This is a genomic window from Rheinheimera sp. F8 (assembly GCF_001518915.1).
The window spans coordinates 4277543-4303069 of the sequence record NZ_CP013656.1 but is presented as its reverse complement, the minus strand read 5'-3'; the positions used below and the strand labels follow the sequence as shown (position 1 = coordinate 4303069).

The following is a 25527-nucleotide window of genomic DNA, read 5'->3' as shown; positions in this document are numbered from 1 at the left end:
TCAGAAATGTGGCTCAATCCGTTCTTTTGTTGGTGGTTCTGCTGGCGCATGCTCAGCCATTGGCTCGACCGGCGTGACACTCACAGGTTCAGCAGTGTTGGCTGGCGTGAACAACGCTGCAGGAGCCGTCTCTTTGCGCTGGCGCTGCCGCCACCACAGCATGGCGCAGGTCAGCAGGCAGAACGCGTATAGCGGCCAGTCACCAACCTGGCTATACAGCGTACGGCCCTGAGTCAATGGAACATCCAGCGTCAGCACGCCATCCTGAAATTGCGGCAGCTGTGCCAGCACCTGGCCATCGGCGCCAACGGCCGCGGTCACGCCGGTGTTCGTGGCACGCAGCAGAGGACGACCAAATTCAAGCGCCCGCATCCGGGCAATTTCCAGATGTTGCCAGGGGCCATGTGAATCACCAAACCAGGCGTCGTTGCTGACAGTTAACAAAAAATCGGTGTCATCGCTGAAATTGGCGCGGATCTGCCGTGGAAAAGCGATTTCAAAACAAAGTGCTGCCAGTAGCTGATAACCTTTGGCCTGCAGATTCGGCTGTTGCCATTCACCGCGGGCGAAGGAACTGTTTGGCAGGTCAAAAAATGGTGCCACGTCACGCAGGAAGCGTTCAAACGGCACAAATTCGCCAATCGGTAACAGGTGGTGTTTCTGGTAGCGGTTGCGCGTTTCGTAATGATAAATCTGGCCTTTCACGCCGGTATCACCGACCACAATCATGCCATTGTAGGCATCGCCATTGCGTTTCCAATCGAGGATCCCGGTGACCACCGCCGCTTTGTTTTCTGCAGCCAGCATATCAAGGTTAAACAAATAAGCCTGCGCTTCAGGTTCTACCTGCGGGATCGCCGCTTCCGGCCAAATCACCAGCCGCTCCGCCAGCTGCGGCCGGGTCAGCTGCATATATTTTTTCATCGTCGGCAGTTCCTGCTCTGGCGCCCAGCGCAGCTCCTGACGGATATTGCCCTGTACCAGCGCGACCGGCACTTGTGCGCCAGTTGTCTGCCAGCCTTTGAAGTGATTTGGCGCAGGGGCCAGCACCAGCAACATGACCGCAGCGGCTAACTGCCACTGCGCCACCCGGTTTGCTTGATAACGCCATAACAACGCAAAACTACCGGCGGCCAACAGCAGGATAAAGTTAATGCCGGTTTCGCCAACCAGCGGCGCATAACTGGCGAGCCAACCATCTGTTTGACTATAACCGAGTGATAACCACGGGAAGCCGGTAAAGAGCCAGGAGCGCAGGTTCTCGCTGAGCGTCCAGCAGACAGCTAACAACAATGGCCAGTAGTGCGACCGATTTGCGACCAAACGGGCCGCAGTATAGGCTGCGAGAGCAGGAAACAAGGACAAATAAGCAACCAGCAACGCCATAATACCAAGACTGGCAATCAGTGGCATACCGCCAAAAGTGGCGATGCTGACATGGACCCAACTGACGCCCAGGCCAAACCAGCCGAGACCATAACAATAGGCCAGCCAGGCAGCCTGACCTGGGGTCTGGCTCTGGCGTAAAGTGACTGCCAATATAGTTAGGGTCAACAGGGGCAGGGCGTGCCAGCTATATGGCGCAAATGCAAAAGTATTAAGTAGACCTGCGCATAGCAGCAGCAGGCTGAGCAGCCCGGTGCGGGCGGAAATTCTGAATTGCACTGAGTTCATCCTGCGGCACGGTCCGTGCCGCTATTATTCATCCTGGGCACTGTCAGTTTTGGGCTTAATGACCTGTAACTGCACCAAACGACGATTGTTCGCTTTGTTCACTTTAAAAGTCAGACCGCCGAGACTGATACTTTCACCCTTCACCGGCATATGACCAAAGGCATGTAGCACAATACCGCCAATGGTACTGGCTTCGTCCTCATCAAAACTGGTGGCAAAGGCTTCATTAAATTCATCGAGGGGCGTTAAAGCGCTGACCAAAAATACATGGCTGCCGAGCTTACGAATGTCGGAGCCTTCAATTTCATCGTGCTCATCTTCAATTTCACCGACGATTTGCTCCAGAATATCTTCGATAGTGATAAGGCCGGACACGCCGCCATATTCATCAACCACAATGGCCATATGGTAACGTTGCTGGCGGAAATCTTTCAGCAGCGCATCAACCCTTTTACTTTCCGGAATAATGACGGCCGGTCTTAAGATGTCGCGCAGCTGCCATTCAGTCTGCGGCTTTAGTGCATATTGCAGGATATCTTTAACAATCAGAATGCCTTCGATGTGGTCTTTATCTTCATTGACCACCGGGTAACGGCTGTGATTATTTTCCAATAAAATCGGCAGATATTCTTCCAGTGGCTGGTCGATATCAATAGTCGCCATCTGTGAGCGTGGCACCATGATATCGCGTGCCCGCATTTTGGAGATTGCCAGCACGCCTTGCAGCATGCCTTTGGTATCAGTGTCGATTAACGCGCGGGCATTGGCCTCGGTGATGATCGCTTGTAAATCGGACAGGTCTTGGGGTTCTGCAGTAAAAATCGCGGCAATGCGCTCTAACCAGGATTTTACGGCAGAACCGCGTCCCGAGTGTGGATTGTCGTCACTCATGACTTCAAATCAGCTCCATGTTCAGTCAATCAAATAGGGATTGGCAAAGCCAAGTTCCTGTAATATTTGGATCTCTTCCGCTTCCATTTCTTCGGCGTCAGCGTCATTTATATGGTCAAAGCCGAGCAAATGCAAGCTGCCATGTACCACCATATGCGCCCAATGTGCCTGCAGGGTTTTTTGTTGTTCCTGCGCTTCGCGCGCGACAACCTGAGCACAGATCACCAAATCACCCAGCAACGGTAACTCAATACCCGGTGGGCACTGAAATGGGAAACTCAGCACATTGGTCGGTTTGTCTTTTTCCCGATAATCAAAATTAAGCTGCTGGCTTTCGGTTTCATCTACGATGCGGATGGTCACTTCCGCGTCAGCCTGAAAAGGCGTAATCGCTGCTTCCAGTACCCGTTGCAGCTCCGCTTCAGTCGGTAAGTCTGTTGCCGTGCTGGCTTGCTGTAAATCCAGGATAATCGCCATTTAAACCTCTTTGCTGCGCCGGCGTACCGGTTTGGCCACAGGATCTGCCGTAGCGGCAAGCGCCTGCTGGGCGGCTTTTTCAACGATTTCAGCTTGTTCAGCAGCACGTGCCGCCGCTTTGGCATCGGCCACGGCTTTTTCGTGCGCTTCATAAGCGATCACAATCTTCTGCACCACTGGGTGGCGCACCACATCTTTGGCCTGGAAATAGTTGAAACTCAGTGCGTCGACTGCAGACAACACGTCGATAGCATGTTTCAGACCTGAATACTGACCGCGTGGTAAATCGATCTGGGTGACATCGCCGGTGATCACTGCTTTGGAATTAAAGCCAATCCGGGTTAAAAACATTTTCATTTGCTCGACCGTGGTGTTTTGGCTTTCGTCGAGAATGATAAAGGCATCACTTAAAGTGCGTCCGCGCATATAGGCCAGCGGTGCGATTTCGATCGTGCCGCGTTCGAGGTACTTTTCAACCTTTTCAAAGCCCAGCATATCAAACAGCGCGTCGTACAAAGGCCGTAAATACGGGTCGACTTTTTGCGCCAGATCACCAGGCAGGAAGCCGAGCTTTTCACCAGCTTCAACGGCAGGGCGGGTTAGCACAATACGGCGCACCTGCTGTTTTTCCAGTGCATCGACGGCACAGGCGACTGCCAGATAGGTTTTACCGGTGCCAGCCGGACCGATGCCAAAGGTCACGTCATGGGTCAGCACATTGGCGACATAACGGCTTTGATTGGCGTTGCGGCCTTTAATCAACCCTTTTTTGGTTTTGATGCTGACTTCGTTCTGCGCCGCATCCACACTGACCAGACTGCTTGGGTTTTCCACACTGCTCAGACTCAGATGGACCTGTTCCGGGCTCAATGGCTGTATTTTGCCATTGGCGGAGACAGTTTCCAGATACAGCGACTCCAGCAACTGACGCACCAGTGGTAGTTGCTCGGTCAGGCCAAGCAGGCGGAATTTTTCTTCGCGGTTTTGGATTTGTACGCGAAAACGCCGTTCAATCTGATGCAGGTGATCGTCAAAAGGGCCACATAACATCGCAAGACGCTGGTGGTCAGCGGGGGTAAAACTGAATTCTAGGCTGCTGATCGGGTTGTCCAAATGTCCTTCTCTCATCGCTGGATAAACAAAGTCCGGTATGGTGACCGGACTTGCTTATCAACACTACAGGCCTGCAGCAACTGCAGCTGGTGTTCAGGGTTGGTAAGTAGCGACGCCGAGTGCATCGGCGCTGCCTTCTGGCCGGTTTTGCCGGGCCATAATTTGTTGCGGGGAAATTTCCCGGCGCAGGTCCATCTCTGCTTCCGTTCTGATCACTACACCTTTGAGGGAATTGGTGAACACATCGGTGATCCGGACATCAACGAACTGCCCAATCATATCAGGCGTGCCTTCGAAATTCACCACCCGATTGTTCTCGGTGCGGCCGGTCAATTCCATCAGATCTTTTTTCGACGGACCTTCCACCAGAATACGCTGTTCAGTGCCCAACATGCCACGGGCGATTTGCAGTGATTGCTGGTTGATGCGGTCCTGCAGAATATAAAGACGCTGCTTTTTTTCGTCTTCCGACACATCATCCGGCAGGTCGGCCGCCGGCGTGCCTGGCCGCGCGCTGTAGATAAAGCTGAAACTCATATCAAAGCCGATGGCGCTGATAAGGTCCATGGTCTGGGCAAAATCTTCCGCCGTTTCACCAGGGAAACCGATGATAAAATCGGATGACATCGACAGATTGGGCCGGATTTTTTTCAGCTTACGGATCTGGGCTTTGTACTCAATCGCGGTATGGTTGCGTTTCATCAGCGTCAGGATCCGGTCAGATCCGCTTTGCACCGGTAAATGCAGATGGTCTACCAGTTCAGGAATATCGCGATAGACTTCAATAATATCGTCAGTAAATTCAACCGGATGCGACGTGGTGTAGCGAATACGGTCAATGCCGTCGATGGCGGCGACCAGGCGCAGTAATTCAGAAAAGTGACAAATCTGGCCATCGTGCGTTTCACCGCGATAAGCGTTGACGTTCTGCCCCAGCAGATTGACTTCCCGCACGCCTTGTTCGGCCAGCTGCGCGATCTCCAGCAGTACATCATCGAGCGGGCGGCTGACTTCTTCACCGCGGGTGTAAGGCACGACGCAGAACGTACAGTATTTTGAGCAGCCTTCCATAATGGATACAAAAGCGCTGGGACCTTCGGCTTTTGGTTCTGGCAGCCGGTCAAATTTTTCAATTTCCGGGAAAGAAACATCGACCACCGGAGAGCGGTCACCGCGGACGGCATTGATCATTTCTGGCAGGCGGTGCAAGGTTTGCGGACCAAACACGATGTCAACATAAGGCGCGCGTTCACGGATAGCGGCGCCTTCCTGCGAGGCGACACAGCCACCAACACCAATGATTAAATTCGGATTTTTCTTTTTCAGCGGACGCCAGCGGCCCAACTGATGAAACACTTTTTCCTGGGCTTTTTCGCGGATAGAGCAGGTGTTTAATAAAATAACATCCGCTTCTTCTGCTTCTTCAGTCAGGGTATAGCCATGAGTGGCATCCAGTAAGTCAGCCATTTTGGATGAATCGTATTCGTTCATCTGGCAGCCCCAGGTTTTAATGTGCAGCTTTTTGCTCATGGTCAGAATTTGCCTGTAAAAAAGTCGGACGGAAAAATGGCGCGTATTTTAACTGACACCCCGCACAAGTACCAGCCTTGTGCAGGTTATTCGGTGGCAGCCTTGGGCCAATCTGGCGAATTGGTAAAATTTTGCTTTCAGTTCAGTATGTTCAGAATACTGGTCTACACTTCAAAAAAGTTGTAAGGCAAGCGTGGAGCTTAAAATGAAGAAAATTCTTTGGGTGCCTTTGGCACTTCTCAGTGCATCCGTATTCGCCGAAGTTGCAGTTGTTGTACATCCGTCCAATGCCGCAGCGTTAAATCCTGAAGCCATAGCGCAAATTTACCTTGGACGCAGTAAAAGCTTTCCGGATGGCAAAGCTGCTTTACCGTTAGGTCAGGCAGAAGGCAGCAAAACCACAGAACAATTTAATCAGAAGGTGCTGAATAAATCCGGCAGCCAGATTAAAGCTTATTGGTCCAAGCTGGTATTTACCGGCAAAGGCACACCACCAAAAGAGATCAGTACCGATGCAGAAATGCTCGAACTGGTCAGTCAGAATCCGAGCGTCATAGGTTACGTCGACAAAGCATCTGTCACAGATAAGGTCAAAGTACTGGCCACTTTCTGAGCCGCAGGGCTAGCCTTTTATTAATGCCGGAGTAAATAACATGAATTGGCTGAATCCTAAGCAGCAGGCTTTGCCTTTGCTTGTGTGTACGTTGTTTGTCAACAATGGGTATGCGGCAGAGTTTAACTGGAGTGGTTTTATGACTCTGGCTGCCGGCAAAACGCTGAGTGGCTCGGTGCAGGGAAAAAATGAAATTGGTATAAATTGTCCTTGTATGATTTCCGATTTTTCCCAGTCGGGTGTCATTGACAGCAGCTGGGATTTTGCTGCCGACTCGAAATTGGGCTTGCAAGGCAATCTGCAGCTGTCTGACCAACTGTGGAATGGGTTTATGCCGGTTGGCAACTGGGCGACAATGATTTACTACAGGTTGGCCGAAAGCGCTTACCGTTATTTTATTACTCAGAACAACAGGATGTCAGCTTCACTTATCCGTGGGTGCACCTGCCACCGCAAACCTATGGTTGGGAAGCGGTCAATTACAACGGGATTAACTGGAATCATAGTTTTCAGGCCGGCGACTGGAGTGGGCTGGTCAATACTTTTGCTGGCAGCGAAACCCGCAAAGACAATGATTACATGAAAATTTATAACGGCATCGACAGTGAAACCGATACGCGCTGGCGCAAAATCATCGGCGCCGAAGTGCTGATGAACCGCGACTGGTTTGAAGGCCGCCTGATGCTGATGAAGTCCGATACGCAAAGCCGTTTAGTCAGTGACAACGAGGATTGGTCCACGCCTGCTGAACAAATGCTGTTTGGTGCATCTGGTTTGATTGATTATCAGGACTGGATCTTCAGTGCCGAGTTGTTTTTCTCCGACCGCACAGAGTCTTATGGCCGTGATTTGGCTTATACCCTGACAAGCGGCAAAAGGCTCGATGGCTGGGCCTGGTATTTGACACATGGTTTGTACCAGCAAAAAATCAATGTAATGAATCCGCTGGAACTGACCACAGAAGCGGACCAGGAGAAACACCGGTTATCCTCTGCTGTGGTGCGGTTTGACGTCAGCTCTGCTGCTGCTGTTAAAGTACAGCTGGACCACTGGCAGGATTGTGGTGGGCAGTGGTTTAAACAAACCTATGGCGATGCCAATGCGCTGAGTATCAGTTACGATCGCGTGTTCTGAGCAAGACCGGCAGCGTTCAGAACAAGCGCTGCCGGCTTGTGACATAACCGGCATAAAAGATAATCAGCACACCGGCAGACCAGGCCATTGACACCGGCTCCTGCCAGAACAAATAACCAAACAATCCGGCAAATACCACGCTGCTGTATGTCCACATCCCGATATCACTGGCGGGTGCTAAGGCATAAGCACGGGTCATTGCCATCTGTCCGGCAGCGGCCAATACCCCCATCCCGGCAAAGGCCCACCAGGCGATTGCCGGCAACGGATGCCAGTCAAATGGTACCGGGATAAAAGAAATAATGGCCGTCAGCAGCGAGAAATAAAACACGATGCGGGCGGCAGGTTCGGTATCCGACATATAACGGATGGTGGTTTTGGTTACCGCCACCAGCACCGCTGACAACAGTCCAATCGCCAGCATCAACCAATTGCCAGGGCCTTCACTGACTGGGATCGCAATAAAGACGCCGACAAAGCCCAAACCAATGGCAAACAACGTTAAGCGGCTTGGCCGTTCATTTAGCCAGAAGCGGGCAATAATGGGCACAACAAAAGGCGAGAGCAGCAAGACCAACATGGCCTGTGCTAAAGGTAATTGGCTGATCACATAGAAAAAACAGTACATGGAAATGATGCCGGTAGTGGCCCGGCTCAGATGTAAATACCAGCGGTCAGTTTTCAGTATTTGCATGCCTTGCAGGTAGATCCACGGCAGCATCACCAACAGCGCAAAAAAATTGCGGAAAAACACCACCTGCACCTGGCTGGCAGACTCACTGGTCAGTTTGACCAGCGCACCGATGCCGGCAAAGCAGGCTTCCGCCAATAACAATAAAGCCGCAGCCAGATAGAGTCGGGAAGGTGTCACAGGGTTCAATCTTGTAGAAGCTTGCGGAGCAGTTGATCCGCGGCCATCGGTTTGCCAAACAGATACCCCTGAATTAAATGACAACCACGCTGGCTGAAAAACGCCAGTTGTTGTTCCGTTTCGACGCCTTCGGCCACACAATACATCCCAAGACTGCTAGCCATGCTCAACATGGCATCGATAATGGTTTCATCATTGCGGTCGATACCGATATCTTTGACAAAGCTGCGGTCAATTTTAATGCCGTCTATCGGTAATTCTTTCAGATATTTCAGCGAAGAATAACCGGTACCAAAATCGTCGAGCGCCAGCTGAACGCCCAATTCACTCAGCGCCAGCATGGTCGCGATGGCACTTTGGTGATCCTGCATCAGCGCACTTTCGGTGACTTCAAAGCGCAGGCAACTGGCCGGTAACTGGTACTGCGCCAATAACGCCGCGGTTTCCAGCGCCAGATTTTGCTGCTCCAGATGGCTGGGCGACAGGTTCACTGACACATACAATGGAAAACCTGCCTGATGCCAGCGCTGTAAATCAGCCAACGCCCTGACCAGCAACGCCTGCGTCATCGGCACTATCAGCCGTAAATCTTCCGCCAACGGAATAAAATCATTTGGCGGCACTAAACGGTCGCTATCCTGCCAGCGCATCAGCACTTCGACTCCAACAATTTTCTGTTGCACGCTGTCGTAAATCGGCTGGTAGTAGTTCAGGAATTCATTGTGTTGCCAGGCGCTGCGCAGCCGGGTTTCACGCGCCAGTTGCATATGCGCTTTGTCATTCATTTCCTGAATGAAAAACTGGAAGTTATTGCGGCCGAGATCTTTTGCATGGTACATCGCAACGTCTGCATGTTTCAGCAACTCACCGGCGTCGGCTGCGTCTTCCGGATATACGGCAATACCGATACTGGGGGACACACTGACCGAATGCACGCCAAGCTGCATCGGTTCCCCGATTGATTTCAACATCTTGCGCGCCACGTGGCTGATATTGTCGTCGTTTTTATAACTTTCCAGCAGCACGACAAACTCATCACCGCCTAACCGGGCCACGGTATCAGTCAGCCGTAAAATAGAGCTCAGACGTTTTGCCACTTGTTTTAGCAACAAGTCACCGATGTCATGACCCAGACTGTCATTGATTTGTTTAAAACGGTCCAAATCGATAAAACACAATGCCAGTGAGCGTTTTTCCCGTTTGGCCGTTTCGATACCGTGCAGAATACGGTCCGTCAGCAGTGCGCGGTTTGGTAAACCGGTCAGCGCATCATAATTCGCCAGATAACGCAGATCATCTTCAGCTTGTTTCTGTGCGGTAATATCGGTAAACACCAAAACATAGAAATCGACCCGTTCGTCGTCGCCCACCGCGCTGATATTTAGCAGAGTGGGGCGTTCGGTGCCGTCCGGGCTTAACACCAGCTCTTCGCCTTGCCAGTGCTGATTGGCCTGCATGCCACCGAGCAGGCGGGTGTAAAAACGTCGTCTGCTCAGACTGATGCCCAGTTCATGCACACGCGGATTGCCGAGATAGTCATCCATGTTGCCAAACACATCGGCAAACGACTGGTTGGCGGCGAGTACCCGTTGTTCCGGGTCGAGCAATACCACCCAATCGCGGGTTTGCTGGAATGCTTCGCCAAATAACCGCGCTTTTTCTTTGGTGGCCCGAGTTTCGGTGATATTGCTATAGGTGCCGATGACACGTAGTGCCTGATTACTGTTGGTCTCTGTTACCTTGCCGATATCGCGGAACCATAACCAGCTGCCATTTTTATGCTGCATACGATAAGTAAAATCAAAACTGCGGTCGGGCGCACTGACAAACTTGTTCCAGGCTTGTTGATAACTATCGCGGTCGTCCGGGTGGATCAGGGCCAGATGTTGCTGCATCGACAGTGGATTTAACTCTTCGCTGTAACCAAGCATCGCATGCACACGTTGGGCATACATGCTGTTTTTTGGCACTAGATAGTCCCACACGCCGCTGTTGACTGCTTCCAGTGCCTGTTTCAGCCGCTGCTCACTGGCTTTTACTTTGTAATGCGCCTGCGCCAGCAAGCGCTTTTGCGCCAAACGATTGTGCTGCCACAAAAATAACAGGATCAGCGCCAGCACGGCATAGCTTGCCAGGGCCGTTGGTGAATACCAAGGCGCCGGATCGATACGCAGCGTTAATACTGCGGTGTCACTTTCCAGCCCATTGTGTGGAGAAAGAGCTTTGACGTGAAAGGTGTAGAGGCCGGGCTCGAGCTGTGGAAAAGTAACGCTGGCGCTCTGTTGCTGTGGAAAGCGAATTTCGCGGTTGCCTTCAAGCCAGAATTTATACAGGATTTTGTCGTTGTCGCGAAAATTCAACGCAGAAAAACTGACTTCAATGCCCAGGCTGTCATAAGCAAACCGGAACGATGCGCCGTTTAAATTGCTTAACGACGTCGACTTAGCCTGATTCATTGCCCCGATATGGGTAATGGCAATCACCGGCTTTTGTGGTGGTTCTAGCAGCTCGGCCGGGTTAAACCAGGTGACACCGGCATTGGTGCCATACGCCAGGTTTCCATTGGACAACTTCAGGCTGGCGGCATAAGTAAACTCACTGCCGGACAGGCCATCGTTTTTATCAAAGGCTTCCAGCCGCAGTGTGGCCGGGTCGAGCCGGGTCAGCCCTTGTTGGCTGGCAAACCATAGCTGGCCGTTCAGGTCGGTTTCGCATGAATAGATGGCGTTATTGGGTAAACCGTTTTGTTTATGCAGATGATGTTTCAGTTTTAACTGCTGACCGTCAAAACTCAGCAAGCCAAGGCCACTGATGGTAAACCACAGATCACCGCGGCCATCGACACACATTTTGTCAGCCTGTCGCGCAAGACCTGGTTGGTACGGCATCGCTTCATAGATCTTCTGCACACTGCGATCGCGCTGATTAAACAACCAGATCCGGTCGGATGCACTGAAAAATATTTGCTCCGGATGCTGCGGACGCTGCCCAAGGAAACGACCCGCCCTATGGGGCGGCTCTGCTTGTTTTAACTCAGATAAAGTTGTCAGTGTGCCGTCGGCCGGTTGATAACGATAATAATCTTCCGCGTTGTAGTACCAGAAGGCGCCAGCATGGTCGCGCCAGTGCCCGGCAGCCTGGAGCTGGATCAGGGGTTGCTGCTGGCTGTCTTGCAGCGGTAGCGGTAAAAACTCCGCGCTGCTGGCTGAGTACAGATGTAATGAGTTGCCACTACGTAGCCAAAGTCTGTCGGCGGTATCCGGATAAATACGCGCCACAATTCGGGAAAAAAGGGCGGGCAACGGATCCGGGTAGGCCAGATCCTGCACCGCGCCTGACGGCAAATCCAGCCGTTTTAAACCATTAATGGTGCCAAGCACGAGCTGATTCGCCGGGCTTTCGGCCAACGCCAGCACCGCTCTGGGGCTGTATCCGGCTGGCTGGGCAGACATTGGCTGTTCCACTGGCGGCATGGCGAGCCGGACATGATTAAAATGGGTACTGCGGGGGTGCCAGTAATAGGCGCCTTGTAAGCGACTGGCCACCCAAAAGCCGCCATCTGGTGTGCGGACCAGATCGGTAATGCTGTCCTGATCGACTTCATGCACGCTGTCGGTAAAACGCCAGAGCAATTCCGCCTGCGCGGCGCCGGGTGTAGCCAGATACAGGCCTTTATGGGAGCCAAGTAAAAGTTTGCCGAAATACGGCAGGATTTTATTAATCTGCAAATCAGTTAAAAACGGTGCTGTAGCAATTGGCGCGACGGCACTCTGGCGCAACTGGTCTTCAGTCAGTTGATAAAGTTGCGAGCCAATCGCCAGGTAAAGCTGATTATTGGTCACTTCCAGTGACCGGACCAGCTGAGCGCCGCGTTCGGGGCTTAGTTGTGTCAGCGCGACCAGCCAGTGTTGTTGGCTCTTTAAATCATAAACATAGAGCCCACGTGTCGTGCCGATGAGCAGCAACTGGTTGAATTTTTTTAGCAGCCGTATCCGCGACATCAGGCTGTTACCGCCATCAAATTCAAAAATTTGAGTCAGTTGCCTGCCGGGTAATTGCAGTTGGTAGACGGCTTTATTGATTGCCAGCAGCAGTAAATCAGGTTGTTGTTCAATCACATCAAACAATTGCGGGGTAGTGTCGCTTTCCAGTTGCTGCAGCGGCGTCAGCAGTTCTGCCGCGGACGTCTGTAGATCAACCTGATACAGCCCTTGATTTTTCGCTGCAACAAAAAAGCGTTGCTGACTGTCTTCCAGCAGCTGAGAAATATCCAGTTCAACCTGTGTATCACCGGCCAAAGGTAATTGTTGCACCTTATAGGCATCATACCGGTTCAGACCCCGGTCGGTGGCCAGCCACAAAAAACCGGTGTTATCGATGTAAAGACGATTGATGGTGCCGCTAATCAGACCCTGCTCAGTCGTCAGTGGTGCTAAAAGTGGTGGATTTGCATGTTCAGTATGCGCGGCCGTTGATTGCGGCGTCCAGACGCCGATGAGCAACAACAGCAGGAAATGGCATAAATTGTGGCGTAGCACAGACATTTTTGTTGCCAATATTTTGACCAGCTGTTGAAGTATGGCGGCGAACATAACGCAGAAACTCATCAAAAGTCCAGTGGGATCCATCAGAAGGGCAGCGGCCATTGATAAAGCATCGTCAGTGCAAAACCGCAGCACAGCAGCAAAAAAAGCGTGCGCTGAATTTGCCGGCTCAGTTGCAGCGCCAGCTGCAAATCGGCGAGCTGCGGGTTTTCTGCCGGACCAATCCGCTCGCGTCGCAGTTTAGTGCCCTGATACATCACAGGGCCGGCCAGATTGCGTTGCAGCGCAGCGCTCCAGGCCGACAGATACCAATGATCAGCTGCGGGCAACCCTGCGCCCAGGCTGGTATGAAAATAACGCAAAGTTGGGCGAAATCGGTACAACAATCCGACTAGAGCCCCTTGTAACCACAACGCAGGCACAGTAAAAAAACGCCCGCCGATACTGACTGCGCCGCTAAAAGCGCGCTGGCTGGGTAATTTGCCGGACCAGACTTGTTGCAGCTCCAGTAATAAGCGGTAACTGAGAGCCAGCATCGCGCCGCCAAGTAAATACCACAGCAGTACTGCTATCACATGCCGGACCTGACGCTGCGCCAGTACTTCAATGCCGGCTTTAGCCAGACCTGTGGCAGACAGTGCTCCACATTCACGTCGCAGCAGTGGTTGCAGCTGATCTTTGGCCAACTGGTATTGCTGGCGTTGTAAACTGCTGGCCACACTCTGGACCTGTAACTGGTAATTACGATAATCCAGGCACAGATATAGCAGAACGGCATCAAAGCCAACCGGCCATTCTGACAGCTGGCGCATAGTCCAGCTCAACAGCAGCACTGGCAACAAGATCACTGAAAGTGCCAATGCCCCGGCGAGTCGTTGCTGTGAGCGGCTATCAGTGCTTTTATTTACTTTCAGTTCGATGCGTTGAGCGAGCAGGCGCAGCAGTGGCCAAAACTGATATTGCTGTGGCAATGCGGCGTATTGCGCCAGCACGACCGCCAGCAAAAACAGCAGTCCCGGCTCGAAGGCCGGGATCTGTGTCAGCAGTTGCCAGTATTGGGCAGCGAGTTGTGGCATCGTTGCTTATGCTGCGTGCAGTTCGCGCAACAATTCCAGCACCATGGCGCTACTGTTTTTCGACGCAATTTCCAGATAGGCGTCAAAAGAGGTTGGTGATTCTTTGCCGGCAATATCACTTAAGCTACGGATCACGACAAATGGCGTGTTGAGCTGATGGCAAACCTGCGCAATAGCCGCGCCTTCCATTTCGACTGCAAGCATTTGTGGGAAGGTGGCACGGGTTTTATTGATCCGTTCCGGATCGCACATAAACACATCACCGGTGGTAATAAGGCCGGTTTTGGTTTTGCAGAAACCCAACGTATTGATACTGCGCACTGCGGCGGCCATTAAGGCTGGATCCGCGGTAAAAGCGGCAGGTAAACGTGGCAGCTGGCCTGGTTCATAGCCAAAAGCGGTGACGTCAACATCGTGATGGCGTAATTCAGTGGAGACAACGATATCGCCGACATTCAGTTCAGGGTCAAAACCACCGGCAGAGCCGGTGTTAATCACTGCCGACGGCTGAAATAACTGAATTAACAAAGTGGTCGCAATAGCTGCGGTGACTTTACCGATGCCGGACTGAACCAGCACAACGTCATGGCCCTGTAGTTGGCCACGGTGAAATTCAAAACTGGCGACGCGGGTGGTTTCAATATTGCTGAGCTGTGCTTTGAGGATCGCAACTTCCTGTTCCATTGCGCCGATAATACCGATTAATTGCATAGGGATAGTCCTGTGACATAAGTCCTGTGACAAAAATGGCATTATACAAGCCGGAAGGATAATGGCCCAGCGCGATTTCGCGCCGGGTGCTTCGGGTGCGTCAGTGGCCTTTGCCGCGGCTTAAATTTGCAGGACTTTAGCGGCGCCTTCCGTCAATTTGCCTTGCTGATAATCCTGAATCGCCTGTTCAATCTCAGCCACTGAGTTCATCACAAAAGGCCCGTATTGCACGACAGGTTCCTGTAACGGTTTGCCGGCGAGCACGATGATCCGGGCCGGTCCTTCGGTACGCAGCTGCAGACTATCGCCATCAGTGAGCACGCCCGCATGGTGCTGCGGCACCCGATGGTCGCCGAGCCAGGCTTCGCCTTCGTAGGGATAAATCAGCGCATTGTGGCCGCCCGGTACGGCGAGCGTTAAATCAGCCGCACTGTGCAGTTGCAGGTCCAGATACAACGGCTGCGTCGACGCCGCGCGGATCGGGCCTGTGGTCACGGGCAGCAGTGGTGCACCGGCATCGGCCGGGCTTTGTAATGTTCCGGCGATGACTTTTATCAAACCTTGTGGGATCTCAGCCAACGGGATTTGCGCCGGATCTAAATCCAGATAAGCAGGTTCCTGCATTTTCTCCGCCGCCGGCAGATTCAGCCACAGTTGAAAACCGCGCATCAGGCCTGATTCCTGCTGCGGCATTTCCGAGTGGATAATGCCGCGGCCGGCCGTCATCCATTGCACTCCGCCGCTTTTCAGATGGCCCTGATTACCCAGATGGTCTTCATGCAGCATGTGCCCGTCCAGCATATAAGTGACGGTCTCAAAGCCACGATGCGGGTGCGGCGGGAAGCCGGCGATATAATCAGCGGCTTCATCGGAGCCAAAACAGTCCAGCATCAGAAATGGATCGAGCCGCCATTGCGGTTGCAGCCCAATGCTGCGGCGGATTTTGACGCCGGCACCGTCAGAGACTTGCTTGGCGGGCCAGAGTTGGGCAAGGCGGCGAATTTTCATGATGAATAAATCCTGCGATTTGAGAGGAGCTTAGTTAACCCTAAAACTAATCGAAGTAAAATTGCAATGAATCCACATTTTTGTTCTAAATAATCGAATGAAAATGGCCAGCTACACGCTGTTCATGTTGCAGCAGCCAGATTTTCCGATCCAGCCCTCCGGCGTAGCCGGTCAGTTTGCCGTCAGCGCCGATGACGCGGTGACAAGGCACAATAATGGCGATTGGGTTACGGCCATTGGCGGCACCGACGGCGCGCATCGCATTTTTATTGCCAAGACGCTGCGCCAGCTCGCCATAACTTTGGGTGTGGCCAAACGGGATCTGCCGCAATTGATGCCAGACCTGCTGCTGAAACGTCGTACCGGGCGCGGCGAGGGGCAGGTTAAAAGTCTGGCGCTCGCCGGCGAAATATTGTCGGAGCTGCTCTGCGGCTTCCTGTAATAGTGACTTTGTGTGGCTGTCCGTTTGTAGATGCAGCAGTTCAAAAGCTGTATTTGCACCGAGTGCCGCCGGCAACTCCGTATGCCGGGCGCTGGCCAGACTTCGGTCCTGCTGCACTGCAGGGAAATGCACGGCCACAAGACCGGCCGTACTGGCATGGATCTCCAGTTCACCTAGCGGTGACAGGCAATAAGCGGTATTTAACGGTAATGACATCTTATTCTCCTTGCGCCGCCGGGCTGTCCGCCAGGCCAAACCAAAGTTGTAATGTGGCATAACTGCGCCAGGGTGACAGGCTTTGCGCATCAAAACCGGCGTGCTGGCGTGCCAGCGCTTTTTGAATGCCTAAATCGCCACCGAGCCAGACGTCAGTTTCTGACAGACCCCGCATACAGGCATAAGCCACAGTCCAGGGACCGATGCCTTTGATCGGCAGCCATTGCGATGGATGTTGGTCTGGCACTGTGATCATGCTGACGGCAAGGGCTAACAGGGTTTGGCGCCGGGCGCCGGGAATTTTCAGCATCAATAACGCATCGGCGTGAACTTGTGCTGGTGTTGGAAACTGCCGCCATTGCAAATCGCTGGTATGCTCGGCAGCGCAGCTTGGCGTCTCCTGTTCGCAGCCCAGCACCAACAGGCGATTGAGCTGTGCGCGTGCGCCGGCAATACTGACCTGTTGACCCAAAATTGCGCGGATGCCTGCTTCCCAGGCGGACCAGACACCCGGAATCCGCAGGCCGGTTTTGACTTTATCGCCCAGTTGCCCGCGCAGATGTTGTTCGATGACCTGTAAATCGGCATCCAGATCCAGTAAACGCCGGATATGTTTCACCACCGGCAATAGCGTGTCGTGATGCTGCCAGTGTAGTTGCAATTGCAGCGCATGTTTATCCGGGACTGGTCGCACCTCAAACCAACCTTGTTGCTGACCCTGGCCGGGCGGCCAGTCAATCAATCGGCCATAACGCTCGCCATCGAGCCATTCCAGCCCAGTTAAGGTGCGAAGTTGCCAGAACTCCAGCAATAAATGCCAGGCCAGTGGTGGGCGATAACTCAATTCCAGCTCAATCACTGCGGAATGTTGCGACATGCGTTGTCCCCGTATTTGTGTTGGTGTCAGTTGTAGTTGTTGTTTAAACGCATCGTGGAAGCGGCGCAGACTGTGAAATCCGGCCATGGCCGCAATATCAGTCACCGGCATGGTGGTTTGATGCAGCAGTTGTTTTGCAAACAGGATTTGTTGATACAAGGCATATTGTTTCGGCGAAACGCCCAGATATTGTGCAAAGAGTTTGCGTAAGTAGCGCTCGCTGATGCCGAGGCGTTCACACAGACTGGCCTGATTGCCATCCTGCAGGGCACCTTGATCGATCAGTTTCATTGCACGGCGCAGACTAGTTTGATTGCCTTGCCAGGCGGGAGAGCCGGGTGCACTGTCAGGCCGGCAACGTAAACAGGGCCGAAAGCCAGCAGCAGCAGCGGAGGCTGCAGAAGCAAAATACTGCACCTGATGTTCTGCCGGTGCACGCGCCGGGCAAACCGGGCGACAGTAGATGCCGGTGCTTTTCACTGCGATATAAAACAGTCCGTCAAAGCGGGCGTCACGGCTTAACCGGGCTTGTTGGCAGGTTTCGGCGGCGGGTAACACTTCACTGTACACAGGCGGCGCTCCACTACTAAGTTATGCCTGCAGTGTACAGCGAAGTATCATGGCGGATCAGCCAGATCCGGCACTGAATATCAGATATTCAAATCGACCTGTTGCAGCAGGCCAACATTGCCTTGTTCAGACAAAAAGATGCCGCTGCGTGCAATACGGGCCATCAGTGCATCGCCATCATATAGCCCAAACGAAGTCGCAACCGATTGTGCCGAGATGGCACCAATGCCGGCGTCGGTCAGACTTTGCAGCGCTTCGCCGGGCCGCCAGATACTCAGTTGTTGCCAGGCGCTGTCGCTGCTATCGACAAAGCCGTCCTGATCTTCGTCCAATGCGGCCAATTCAGCAAAACCACTGCCGGTACTGGGACCAAATAATTCTTTACCTTGCGTGATACGACCATCCTGATTGCGATCATAACTCAGGTAATACTGGCCATTAGCAAGTGTGGGAAGTTCTGCACTGGTGTCGTTACTGAAAAAATCAAAGGATTGACTGGCGCCTGTCCACTGAAAGCTTTGGCCTGTGGTGCTGAGCACTAACGGGTCTTGCAGTACCGCTTCTTGCCGGATACTGAAGCTGGCATATGTTTCCTGCATACTGAAGCTAAAAGCAAAACTCTGGCTGCTGCCATCTTCGAGCTGTACTGCACCGGCAAAGCTGGCTTCGACCGCCTGATAGCGATAATTAAATTCCATGATGGTGCGTTCAGCAGGCGCTGGTGGCGGCGCCACTTCGTCGTGCAGTTGCTGTTGCTGCGCCTGAATCTTGTCAAAAGCTGTGCCGTCGAGCCAACTCAGCAGTTTGCCACTGCTTAGTTGTTCCAGAATACGTTTGACGGTGCCAATACTTTCTTTGGCGCTGAATTGCTGACCATCTTCATTTTGTTCGTCGGATGACTTAGACTCGGTTTCGCTCTTTGGATCAACTGTTTGCGCTGATGTCGTTGTCGCGGGAGTGGCGGGTGCTACCGGTGAAGATTGTACTTCGATCCGGCTGTGTTGAAATAACTGCTGTTCACGGGCACTAAAGGCCTGTGTGGCGCTAATGATGTTCATTGGATCCTCCCATCGGAATTGATGGATTGCTGATCGCGTAATCGGCAGGACTTGGTCAAACTTTAGGCGGTTTTATGCTGGAAACTTTTTTTCGACAGTTAAGTAGCGAGCCGGACAGCATCAGCTTCCAGCAAACCATAACGTTAATTGATGCTTTATACGATTTCACCCCGACGGCGTTTCAGAATGGTGAACAAGCCAATGCGGCGGGGGAGAACAACGGTTCTTGCAAAATTCTGGCTTTTGCCTTGTTGCATCAGCTGTCAGAGCCGCAGACACTGCAGCTATTTGGTGATTTTTACCGGTTAGAGGTATTGCCGGATGTCAAAGGCACCAATCACGCCAATATCCGCAATTTTATCCGGACCGGCTGGGATGGTGTGGAATTTCACGGCGCGCCGTTAAGTGGCAAGCCTTAACGCACAAATGACAAGTCTGTTAATGCTCAGGCAGTCAGGCTTTTTTTCTGGCATTTCACCAGTACAGATTCAATTTTTTTCGCCGAAAATGGTTTAGCAATAAAACCACAAGCGCCAGCCAGGATACTTTGCTGCACATTTTCTACTGTGCTGTGGGCTGTCATAATCACGACATTAGCATTTGGATTGATTTCTTTCAGTTGGCGTAGCAGCGACTTCCCGTCGCAATCCGGTAGTTCTATATCGAGGAACACCACATCCTGATGTTGTTTGGTGTAGCTACTAATTCCGAGGCTACCATTGGACGCCTCGCTGACATGGGTGATGCCGAGTAGCATCAGGGTCTGACGTAAATACTCTCTGACTGAAGGTACATCGTCAATGATTAGTACGGAACAATCGGTCATTTTCATGCAAACATCCTTGGTAATCCAACTTCCTGCTTCCTAAGTTGTAGTCGTTGATTTCAAAGACCGCAACCTTGCTTTGCCAAAGGCGCGCCATGCTAGCAAAGTCATTCTTCAATTGCATCTTTTTAACACAAGCAAAACTGCATATAGCTGAATTGTGCAGCATCAGTTGGATGATTGGTCAGCGTTCTGGCTGATTTATGCGCAATCGATTGCTTTGTCTGAGATTTTTGCTTTACCTTTGCAACTCCTTTTGTATAATGGCGCCTCAATCACAGGGGCATAGTTCCAATTGGTAGAACAGCGGTCTCCAAAACCGATGGTTGGGGGTTCGAATCCCTCTGCCCCTGCCAATTCTCTCAGGCAAGACCCAACGAGGTACTGAGATGAATCCAGAAGTGACAAATAACATCACATCAGCCATGTCAGAACTGCAGCTGCAGTTCTTACAGCATTTAAAAATCCAACCATTACAAACCGATTTGGCTGCGCCTGATTATCAGGCGCCTCAATATGCGGCTGTGATCACAGCCCCTGCGGCACAAGACTTCGCGGTTTCGCAAAAGACTGCACTGCAATCCATACCAGCAGCCATGCCACCAGAACCGGTGCTCCCGCAGTGGACTACCGCTGAGACCAGTTTACCGTTGGTGCAGGATATGTTGATGTTTTTGCAGCAAGCCGGTGTTCAGGCTCAATGGTTCTATCAGGCTGCTGTAACAGACATTCATCTGACCGCAGAAGGTTTGTTCAGCGCGCCTCCGCAACATTTTTTGGCCGCAGCTAGCAAAAAACAACTCTGGCAAAGTCTTGTCCAGCAGTTGCCGGCTGAAATCTCCACCGACACGGACCCGACATGATCCAAATCCGCAGTGCCAGGCCGGCAGATATTCCGGCGATGCTGGCCACAGAACAAGCCGCAACTTCGTATCCCTGGGCAGAATCCTCTTTTTTAAGCAGTTTTTCCGAACGCTATTTTAATGCCGTAGCGCTTATCAATGAGCAGGTGGTAGGGTTTTATATCGGTGAGCTGGTTGCCGGCGAAGCCAGCCTGTTTGATATTGCCGTGCATCCACAGCAGCAGGGCAAGGCGATTGGTAAAGCGCTGTTAAACCATTTTCTCGATGAAGCCGAGCGCCGGCAAGCGACTGATTGCTGGCTGGAAGTCCGTGCATCGAATCATAAAGCGATTGCGTTATACCACCAGCAGGGGTTTCATCAGGTTGGGGTCAGACCAGCATACTACCCGGCTCCGGGTGGAAAAGAAGATGCTATCCTGATGGCCATGTCATTGGCGATGCCGTCACTCTGAAACGGCATACCTGCAACAGGGATGCTCTATGCAATTGATCTGCAAAATTTTTCTCGTCCAGTACTGCAAACATTTTTCTGCTAATGGCATTTCATTTTTACGCTACAGCCTGTGTTGTCTGATGCTGGTCTGTCTCAGTGCCTGTGGTGGTACTGACCAGGTAGACAGTACCGGTGACAACCCGGTGAGTGGCTCTGTCCTCTGGCGCGCCAGCGAAAATCCGGCGTTTCCGGTCAGTACCGCAGCTGCGGAAGGCTTCAATGAATCGATGCTGGAGCAAGGTTACAACGCCGCGCGTGCTACATCAGGATTGTATGCAGTATTGGTGTTACGCCGTGGCCGGTTAGTCGGCGAGGCTTATTTCAGCGGCCGCAAGTCGACTGATTTATTGCATTTGCGTTCGGTGACCAAAACGGTGATCAGTCATTTGATTGGTGCTGCTATCAGTCAGGGCAAAATTCAGAGTCTGCAACAGCCAATCAGCGAATTATTGCCACAGCGTTATCGTGCGCTGCTAAATGGCAAAGCACCTGTCACAGTTGCGGATTTACTCAGCATGCGTAGCGGATTTGCCTGGGACGAAAGCACCCTGGCGGGTTTTGAGCAATGGGTGATGGCGGCAGATCCTACCCGCTATGTGCTGGAACAAGAGCAAACCCGGCAGCCAGGTACCGAATTTAGCTATAACTCAGCCAACTTTCATTTGTTGTCGGTGATCCTCAGCGAGAAAACCGGCATGGCCACCCGTGACTACGCCCGTCAGGTCCTTTTTATGCCGCTTGGCATCAGTAACTTTCGCTGGGAAAAACTAAAAGATGGTTATGACAATGGTGGCGCCGGTCTGGAACTCACCGCACGTGATCTGGCTAAACTAGGTCTGTTGTGGCAGCAACAGGGGCGTTGGGGCAGTCAGCAGGTGTTGGATCAGGCCTATGTCATGACGAGCGCAAGTGTACAGCAACCACGCAGCCGCACTTTTGCCGGGTTAAGTATCGGCGGATATGGTTATGGCTGGTGGTTGTTCAAACAGAATAATCAACCGGCCGGTCAGCTGGCCTGGGGTTATGGCGGCCAGTTTGTTTTTACAATCCCGGAGCAGGAATTGACCTTATTGCTGATGGCCAATAATCAGACAACGGAAGTGGCGCCACAGGAAAATGCTGTGATGCAGTTGGCGACACAATGGTTTTTGCCGGCAGTGCAATAAAAACAGGGATAAATCCGGCTGGCAATGCTGGTTTTCACACTTCGCCAAAGCCGTGGTTGCTGCTATAATCGGCGCCATTTTTCGCCGGACTCCAGCTGCTGTACAACACTGCATCAGAGCCGGCCGCCCATTAAGCTTATATTCGGAACTCACTCAGGCATGGCCAGCGCAGAATTTCTCCAAGAAGTCAGTATACGCAGAACCTTTGCGATCATCTCGCATCTGGACGATTGCCTTTAATTCAAAACATTTCAAACCAATTCATTCGATTTCAACGCACCTTTGCAAAGCCCGATCCCGATAGATAAAGAAAAATCCTCCGCTCATTTTATTCAAAAAGCCTCAAAACATTTCATCTGCATTCACCAGCACTGACTACATAGCTGTGTACAGAATTTCAGTTTTTAGGTTACCAATCTGATCCAGCAGTACTGGACACCTCGCTAAGTGAGTGAAATCACATAACGAGGTGACTTTAACAATCAAAAAGAACCTCAAGAACTATACCGCTGAATGTAAAGCAGAAGCCTTGAAACTGGCAGAACGTGTTGGTGTGGCCGAAGCCGCCAGACAGCTGAAGATTTCTGAAACCCAAATTTATAACTGGCGTAAAGCGTCTGAGAAAATATCCAATACCAGTCAACGTGAAGTGGAACTGGCTGCAGAAGTTGCGTCGCCAACTGGCTGATCAGGCTGAGGATTTAGCCATCCTAAAAAAGGCCGCTGTAGATTCAAATGGTCAAAGCAACCTACTTTGCCAAAAATCAAACGTAGCGACATTTGCATTTATGCTGGGGCATATGACCATTGCCACTATCTGCCAGAGCAGGTTGAGGCTTATACGACTTGGTGGAATCGGATCCAGCGCATCAGGAATCCGGAGCTGTATCACAACGTGGTTGAAATGAAGCGGGGGTGATTGTGGCACAATGAGGGAAAGTGTTTTTAAGCTGACGGATCCCCAGAATCGCCAAGGCCGCCAGAGAAGCAGCACTGCTAAACGGCCTTTCTTTTTCGTCCGATGCGCGTTGCTGCCAAGGCCGTACGTCTGGCTTTTCTGGTCGCGGAATGCTTCTTCAATTTGCATCCTTGCATCCTTGCATCCTTGCAGCATAAAGCTTGTTGATTTTCTTTGCATAATTGAAGCAATACGCCAGGTTAGATACCAGCAGCCATGGCTCTTTAAACGGCAGATGTTTGTCGCTTTTTTTTCAGTTTCCAGCCTTTACCGGCAAGCACGGCGCGACAGGCATATTGCTGAGATTGACCAAGCGCAATCTCGCCGAGAACCATCGGCTGCTGCCGGGCCTTTTTATACACCTTCGCCACGCTGATAAATTCACTCTGGCCCGGTAATCTGAGCGATACCTGACCGCGCACCCGACCAATAAAATGCCAGCCTAAGGCACTCACTTCCTTAAACCACGGCACTTTGAAGCCTGCATCGGTGACGACTGGCCGTTGGTGAGTAAACTCTGCAGCGATGCCGTCAGCGAGTTTAAAAGATGTTTATGGAAATTTTTTGGGGTGACAAGGTCGAGAAAATCGGCGAGCATAGCTTGAGCTTTCATGGCGGTTATTCATGGTTTGTGATTTTTGGCGAAGGATCAGATCAGGGACTGCCATGAATGTTCCCTCCCGCGCCTGAATTATTGTTTTACCTACACAACTTCTGGGGATACTTCAGGTTTTTAAGTCAATCTTCTACCGGCGTGATTCAACAATCGGCTTATAGCTTTGGTTCAAGATGCTGTCGACCGAGCTATATGTGGGTTTTAGTGGCCAACTAAATTTGGCCGCATAAACTGCCGACTACCTAGCAGTGTACTTCAATAGGCGAGCATTTGCTGACACCCGCCCGAATCTTCGTCGTGAGCCTGGTAGGTCTCCACAAATATTTACCATACACGATGGCATAGAAGAAATATTTTTGATTATGGAGATTGTGGCTTGAACTTATCTGAAAATGACTGCCACTCTGCGGTCGTCGGCGTATAATTTTTATCTATTGGAATACTAAAACGCACTGCAATACCTGTTTCATCTTCCATGAGCCGGTAGAACTTAAAATTAGGCAGCTGTTTGCTAATCAACATTTGTTCAATTGCCTCTTCCGCTTGCTGTTTCTCTGTAAAGCCTTGCAGTAGCATCGCACAAAATTGTTGGTTGCAGCCTGAAGTGTAATAACTACCAAACTGTCGCGTAAAAGTGTCGGCAAGTTGGGTCAAATGTTTGTTTGCCGCTTCCGCTTCTGGACTGTAGTTTCCTTGAAAACTCTGTGCCCACTGCGCATTGTCGGCAATTTTGGCAAGTTGCAGCGTTGTGGCCTGATAGGGATCTGTCGGCGAAGCCGAGGGAGAGCTTTCAGACTTACCAGAAGGCTGCTCTGGATAATCATGGGTAGCTCGTTCTGAGTTTTCACGAGTTGGCCCGTTTTCACCTCGCCGGGTATTATCAGTTACTGCTGCTGATGTCATCACCGACTGAGTATTGTTGGCAATATCAAGCTGAACTTCACGCACCGGCTCAGTTTCGAGCAGGTGTAGAATACCAGCTCCTGTAACCAAACCAATCAGAAGAATAGTGATTTCCTTTTTCATTAGTTTACCTTCCAATCTTTACAAAGACCGCAAATGATGCGGTCTTTCAGTTTCTAATTCAATTTCTTGTAAGTTATTTCTTTTTCTTTTTTCCGCCCTTGTTTGTACCGCTGTCTCCACTGCCAGCGCCACCGCCACCGCCACCGCCACCAGTTCCGCCACCAGTTCCGCCACCATTGCCGCCGCCTGGAGAAGCGATAGGGCCGCCACTACCGCCACCACTGCCACCGCCACCACTATTATCAAAACACAGACCACCGGGAGGCGTCTCATACGTACCACAACCTAAATCAGTGCAAACCCTTACTTTTCCGTCGACGCAGATAGTTAGATCTGCATGCGCTGGTGCTGAAAATAAAGGGATTGTGACTAATAGTGCCGCGAGCATTGAATAGCGTGAAGATACTTTACTAATTCCATATTTAGCTATTTGCATTTCTATAATCCATCGGAAATTTGTCGAATTGAATCTAAATATTAGCGCTTACCAGAGTTAACTATAAATTAACATAAATAGCTATTTTGTAAGCAAATCGAGATTACAATGAAAACAAAAAGTGTGTCAATATGTTAATAGTGTTTACTAGATGTAAATTTGCATCTGTTTCTGATTGTTATCGTCGGATAGCCACTGTCATTGCCGATACCCGCGTGCTGGCCAAGTTCAATAGTTGGAATCAGTGAATTGAGACATCCGGAGATAAATTTCAATCAAGGGAGCTGGTCTGGTAAAATGCGCGCCACGTTTCATAGGTACTTTTACTGCTGACTACA

24 protein-coding genes, 1 tRNA gene and 1 pseudogene are annotated in these 25527 nt (G+C 51.5%); 8 read left to right on the top strand and 18 right to left on the bottom strand.

Annotated features, from left to right (window positions below; translation table 11 throughout):
• The 5 genes from lnt to miaB form a co-directional block, all read right to left on the bottom strand.
• Positions 1-1665 (bottom strand): apolipoprotein N-acyltransferase, encoded by a 1665-nt coding sequence (gene lnt, locus ATY27_RS19080; protein ID WP_244151267.1) that lies wholly within the window; start codon positions 1663-1665, stop codon positions 1-3.
• Positions 1666-1698: 33 nt separating this feature from the next.
• Positions 1699-2565: a transporter associated domain-containing protein gene (locus tag ATY27_RS19075; RefSeq protein WP_208930662.1), complete on the bottom strand. Its 867-nt coding sequence runs from the start codon at positions 2563-2565 to the stop codon at positions 1699-1701.
• 21 nt (positions 2566-2586) lie between these two features.
• Positions 2587-3042, bottom strand: coding sequence for an rRNA maturation RNase YbeY (ybeY, locus tag ATY27_RS19070; RefSeq protein WP_208930663.1), 456 nt, complete (start codon positions 3040-3042; stop codon positions 2587-2589).
• Entirely contained in the window at positions 3043-4155 is a 1113-nt protein-coding gene (locus ATY27_RS19065; RefSeq protein ID WP_244151268.1) for a PhoH family protein, read from the bottom strand.
• Positions 4156-4248: 93 nt separating this feature from the next.
• Positions 4249-5685, bottom strand: a complete 1437-nt coding sequence (miaB, locus tag ATY27_RS19060; protein WP_208930665.1) for a tRNA (N6-isopentenyl adenosine(37)-C2)-methylthiotransferase MiaB — start codon at positions 5683-5685, stop codon at positions 4249-4251.
• A 205-nt stretch (positions 5686-5890) separates the two neighbouring features.
• On the opposite strand from miaB, the gene ATY27_RS19055 reads away from it, so the two are divergent.
• Positions 5891-6298 (top strand): phosphate ABC transporter substrate-binding protein, encoded by a 408-nt coding sequence (locus tag ATY27_RS19055; protein WP_208930666.1) that lies wholly within the window; start codon positions 5891-5893, stop codon positions 6296-6298.
• 318 nt (positions 6299-6616) lie between these two features.
• Positions 6617-7432 (top strand): hypothetical protein, encoded by an 816-nt coding sequence (locus tag ATY27_RS19050; RefSeq protein ID WP_208930667.1) that lies wholly within the window; start codon positions 6617-6619, stop codon positions 7430-7432.
• Positions 7433-7448: 16 nt separating this feature from the next.
• On the opposite strand, the gene ATY27_RS19045 is transcribed toward ATY27_RS19050, so the two are convergent.
• The 8 genes from ATY27_RS19045 to ATY27_RS19010 all read right to left on the bottom strand — a co-directional run bounded on the left by ATY27_RS19045 (position 7449) and on the right by ATY27_RS19010 (position 18805).
• Positions 7449-8303, bottom strand: coding sequence for a DMT family transporter (locus ATY27_RS19045; protein ID WP_208930668.1), 855 nt, complete (start codon positions 8301-8303; stop codon positions 7449-7451).
• 5 nt (positions 8304-8308) lie between these two features.
• A complete protein-coding gene (locus ATY27_RS19040) occupies positions 8309-12910 on the bottom strand; it encodes an EAL domain-containing protein (RefSeq protein WP_244151269.1) in 4602 nt (1533 codons plus the stop codon).
• A 20-nt stretch (positions 12911-12930) separates the two neighbouring features.
• The gene (locus tag ATY27_RS19035) at positions 12931-13923 is read right to left on the bottom strand and encodes a cobalamin biosynthesis protein (protein WP_208930669.1); all 993 of its coding nucleotides are present in this window, start codon (positions 13921-13923) and stop codon (positions 12931-12933) included.
• A gap of 6 nt (positions 13924-13929) precedes the next feature.
• Complete coding sequence (mtnN, locus tag ATY27_RS19030; protein ID WP_208930670.1) at positions 13930-14634, bottom strand: 5'-methylthioadenosine/S-adenosylhomocysteine nucleosidase; 705 nt, start codon at positions 14632-14634, stop codon at positions 13930-13932.
• A 120-nt stretch (positions 14635-14754) separates the two neighbouring features.
• Positions 14755-15642: a pirin family protein gene (locus tag ATY27_RS19025; RefSeq protein ID WP_208930671.1), complete on the bottom strand. Its 888-nt coding sequence runs from the start codon at positions 15640-15642 to the stop codon at positions 14755-14757.
• Positions 15643-15727: 85 nt separating this feature from the next.
• Positions 15728-16300 carry a methylated-DNA--[protein]-cysteine S-methyltransferase gene (locus tag ATY27_RS20040; RefSeq protein WP_208930672.1) on the bottom strand — a complete coding sequence of 191 codons (573 nt, stop codon included), beginning with the start codon at positions 16298-16300 and terminating at the stop codon, positions 15728-15730.
• A 1-nt stretch (position 16301) separates the two neighbouring features.
• Complete coding sequence (locus ATY27_RS19015; protein ID WP_208930673.1) at positions 16302-17747, bottom strand: AlkA N-terminal domain-containing protein; 1446 nt, start codon at positions 17745-17747, stop codon at positions 16302-16304.
• An 80-nt stretch (positions 17748-17827) separates the two neighbouring features.
• A complete protein-coding gene (locus tag ATY27_RS19010) occupies positions 17828-18805 on the bottom strand; it encodes a hypothetical protein (RefSeq protein ID WP_208930674.1) in 978 nt (325 codons plus the stop codon).
• A 74-nt stretch (positions 18806-18879) separates the two neighbouring features.
• On the opposite strand from ATY27_RS19010, the gene ATY27_RS19005 reads away from it, so the two are divergent.
• Positions 18880-19224, top strand: coding sequence for a HopJ type III effector protein (locus ATY27_RS19005; protein ID WP_208930675.1), 345 nt, complete (start codon positions 18880-18882; stop codon positions 19222-19224).
• 26 nt (positions 19225-19250) lie between these two features.
• On the opposite strand, the gene ATY27_RS19000 is transcribed toward ATY27_RS19005, so the two are convergent.
• On the bottom strand, positions 19251-19637 hold the full coding sequence (locus tag ATY27_RS19000) for a response regulator (protein ID WP_208930676.1): 387 nt from the start codon (positions 19635-19637) through the stop codon (positions 19251-19253).
• Positions 19638-19910: 273 nt separating this feature from the next.
• On the opposite strand from ATY27_RS19000, the gene ATY27_RS18995 reads away from it, so the two are divergent.
• From ATY27_RS18995 to ATY27_RS18975, 5 genes and pseudogenes are all read left to right on the top strand, one after another.
• Positions 19911-19987, top strand: a tRNA-Trp gene (locus ATY27_RS18995).
• A gap of 33 nt (positions 19988-20020) precedes the next feature.
• Positions 20021-20494 carry a hypothetical protein gene (locus ATY27_RS18990; RefSeq protein WP_208930677.1) on the top strand — a complete coding sequence of 158 codons (474 nt, stop codon included), beginning with the start codon at positions 20021-20023 and terminating at the stop codon, positions 20492-20494.
• Positions 20491-20946 carry a ribosomal protein S18-alanine N-acetyltransferase gene (gene rimI / locus ATY27_RS18985; RefSeq protein ID WP_208930678.1) on the top strand — a complete coding sequence of 152 codons (456 nt, stop codon included), beginning with the start codon at positions 20491-20493 and terminating at the stop codon, positions 20944-20946. Before ATY27_RS18990 ends, rimI begins: the two co-directional genes overlap by 4 nt.
• 28 nt (positions 20947-20974) lie before the next feature.
• Positions 20975-22153: a serine hydrolase domain-containing protein gene (locus ATY27_RS18980; protein ID WP_208930679.1), complete on the top strand. Its 1179-nt coding sequence runs from the start codon at positions 20975-20977 to the stop codon at positions 22151-22153.
• A 469-nt stretch (positions 22154-22622) separates the two neighbouring features.
• Positions 22623-22872: pseudogene (locus ATY27_RS18975) on the top strand (transposase); the annotation flags it as partial.
• Positions 22873-22892: 20 nt separating this feature from the next.
• On the opposite strand, the gene ATY27_RS18970 reads toward ATY27_RS18975, so the two are convergent.
• From ATY27_RS18970 to ATY27_RS18955, 4 genes are all read right to left on the bottom strand, one after another.
• A complete protein-coding gene (locus tag ATY27_RS18970; protein ID WP_208933544.1) occupies positions 22893-23240 on the bottom strand; it encodes a hypothetical protein in 348 nt (115 codons plus the stop codon).
• Positions 23241-23335: 95 nt separating this feature from the next.
• Entirely contained in the window at positions 23336-23584 is a 249-nt protein-coding gene (locus ATY27_RS18965) for a hypothetical protein (RefSeq protein WP_208932113.1), read from the bottom strand.
• 503 nt (positions 23585-24087) lie between these two features.
• A complete protein-coding gene (locus ATY27_RS18960) occupies positions 24088-24753 on the bottom strand; it encodes a hypothetical protein (protein ID WP_208930681.1) in 666 nt (221 codons plus the stop codon).
• Positions 24754-24771: 18 nt separating this feature from the next.
• Complete coding sequence (locus ATY27_RS18955) at positions 24772-24930, bottom strand: hypothetical protein (RefSeq protein ID WP_208930682.1); 159 nt, start codon at positions 24928-24930, stop codon at positions 24772-24774.
• Positions 24931-25527 lie beyond the last annotated feature (597 nt).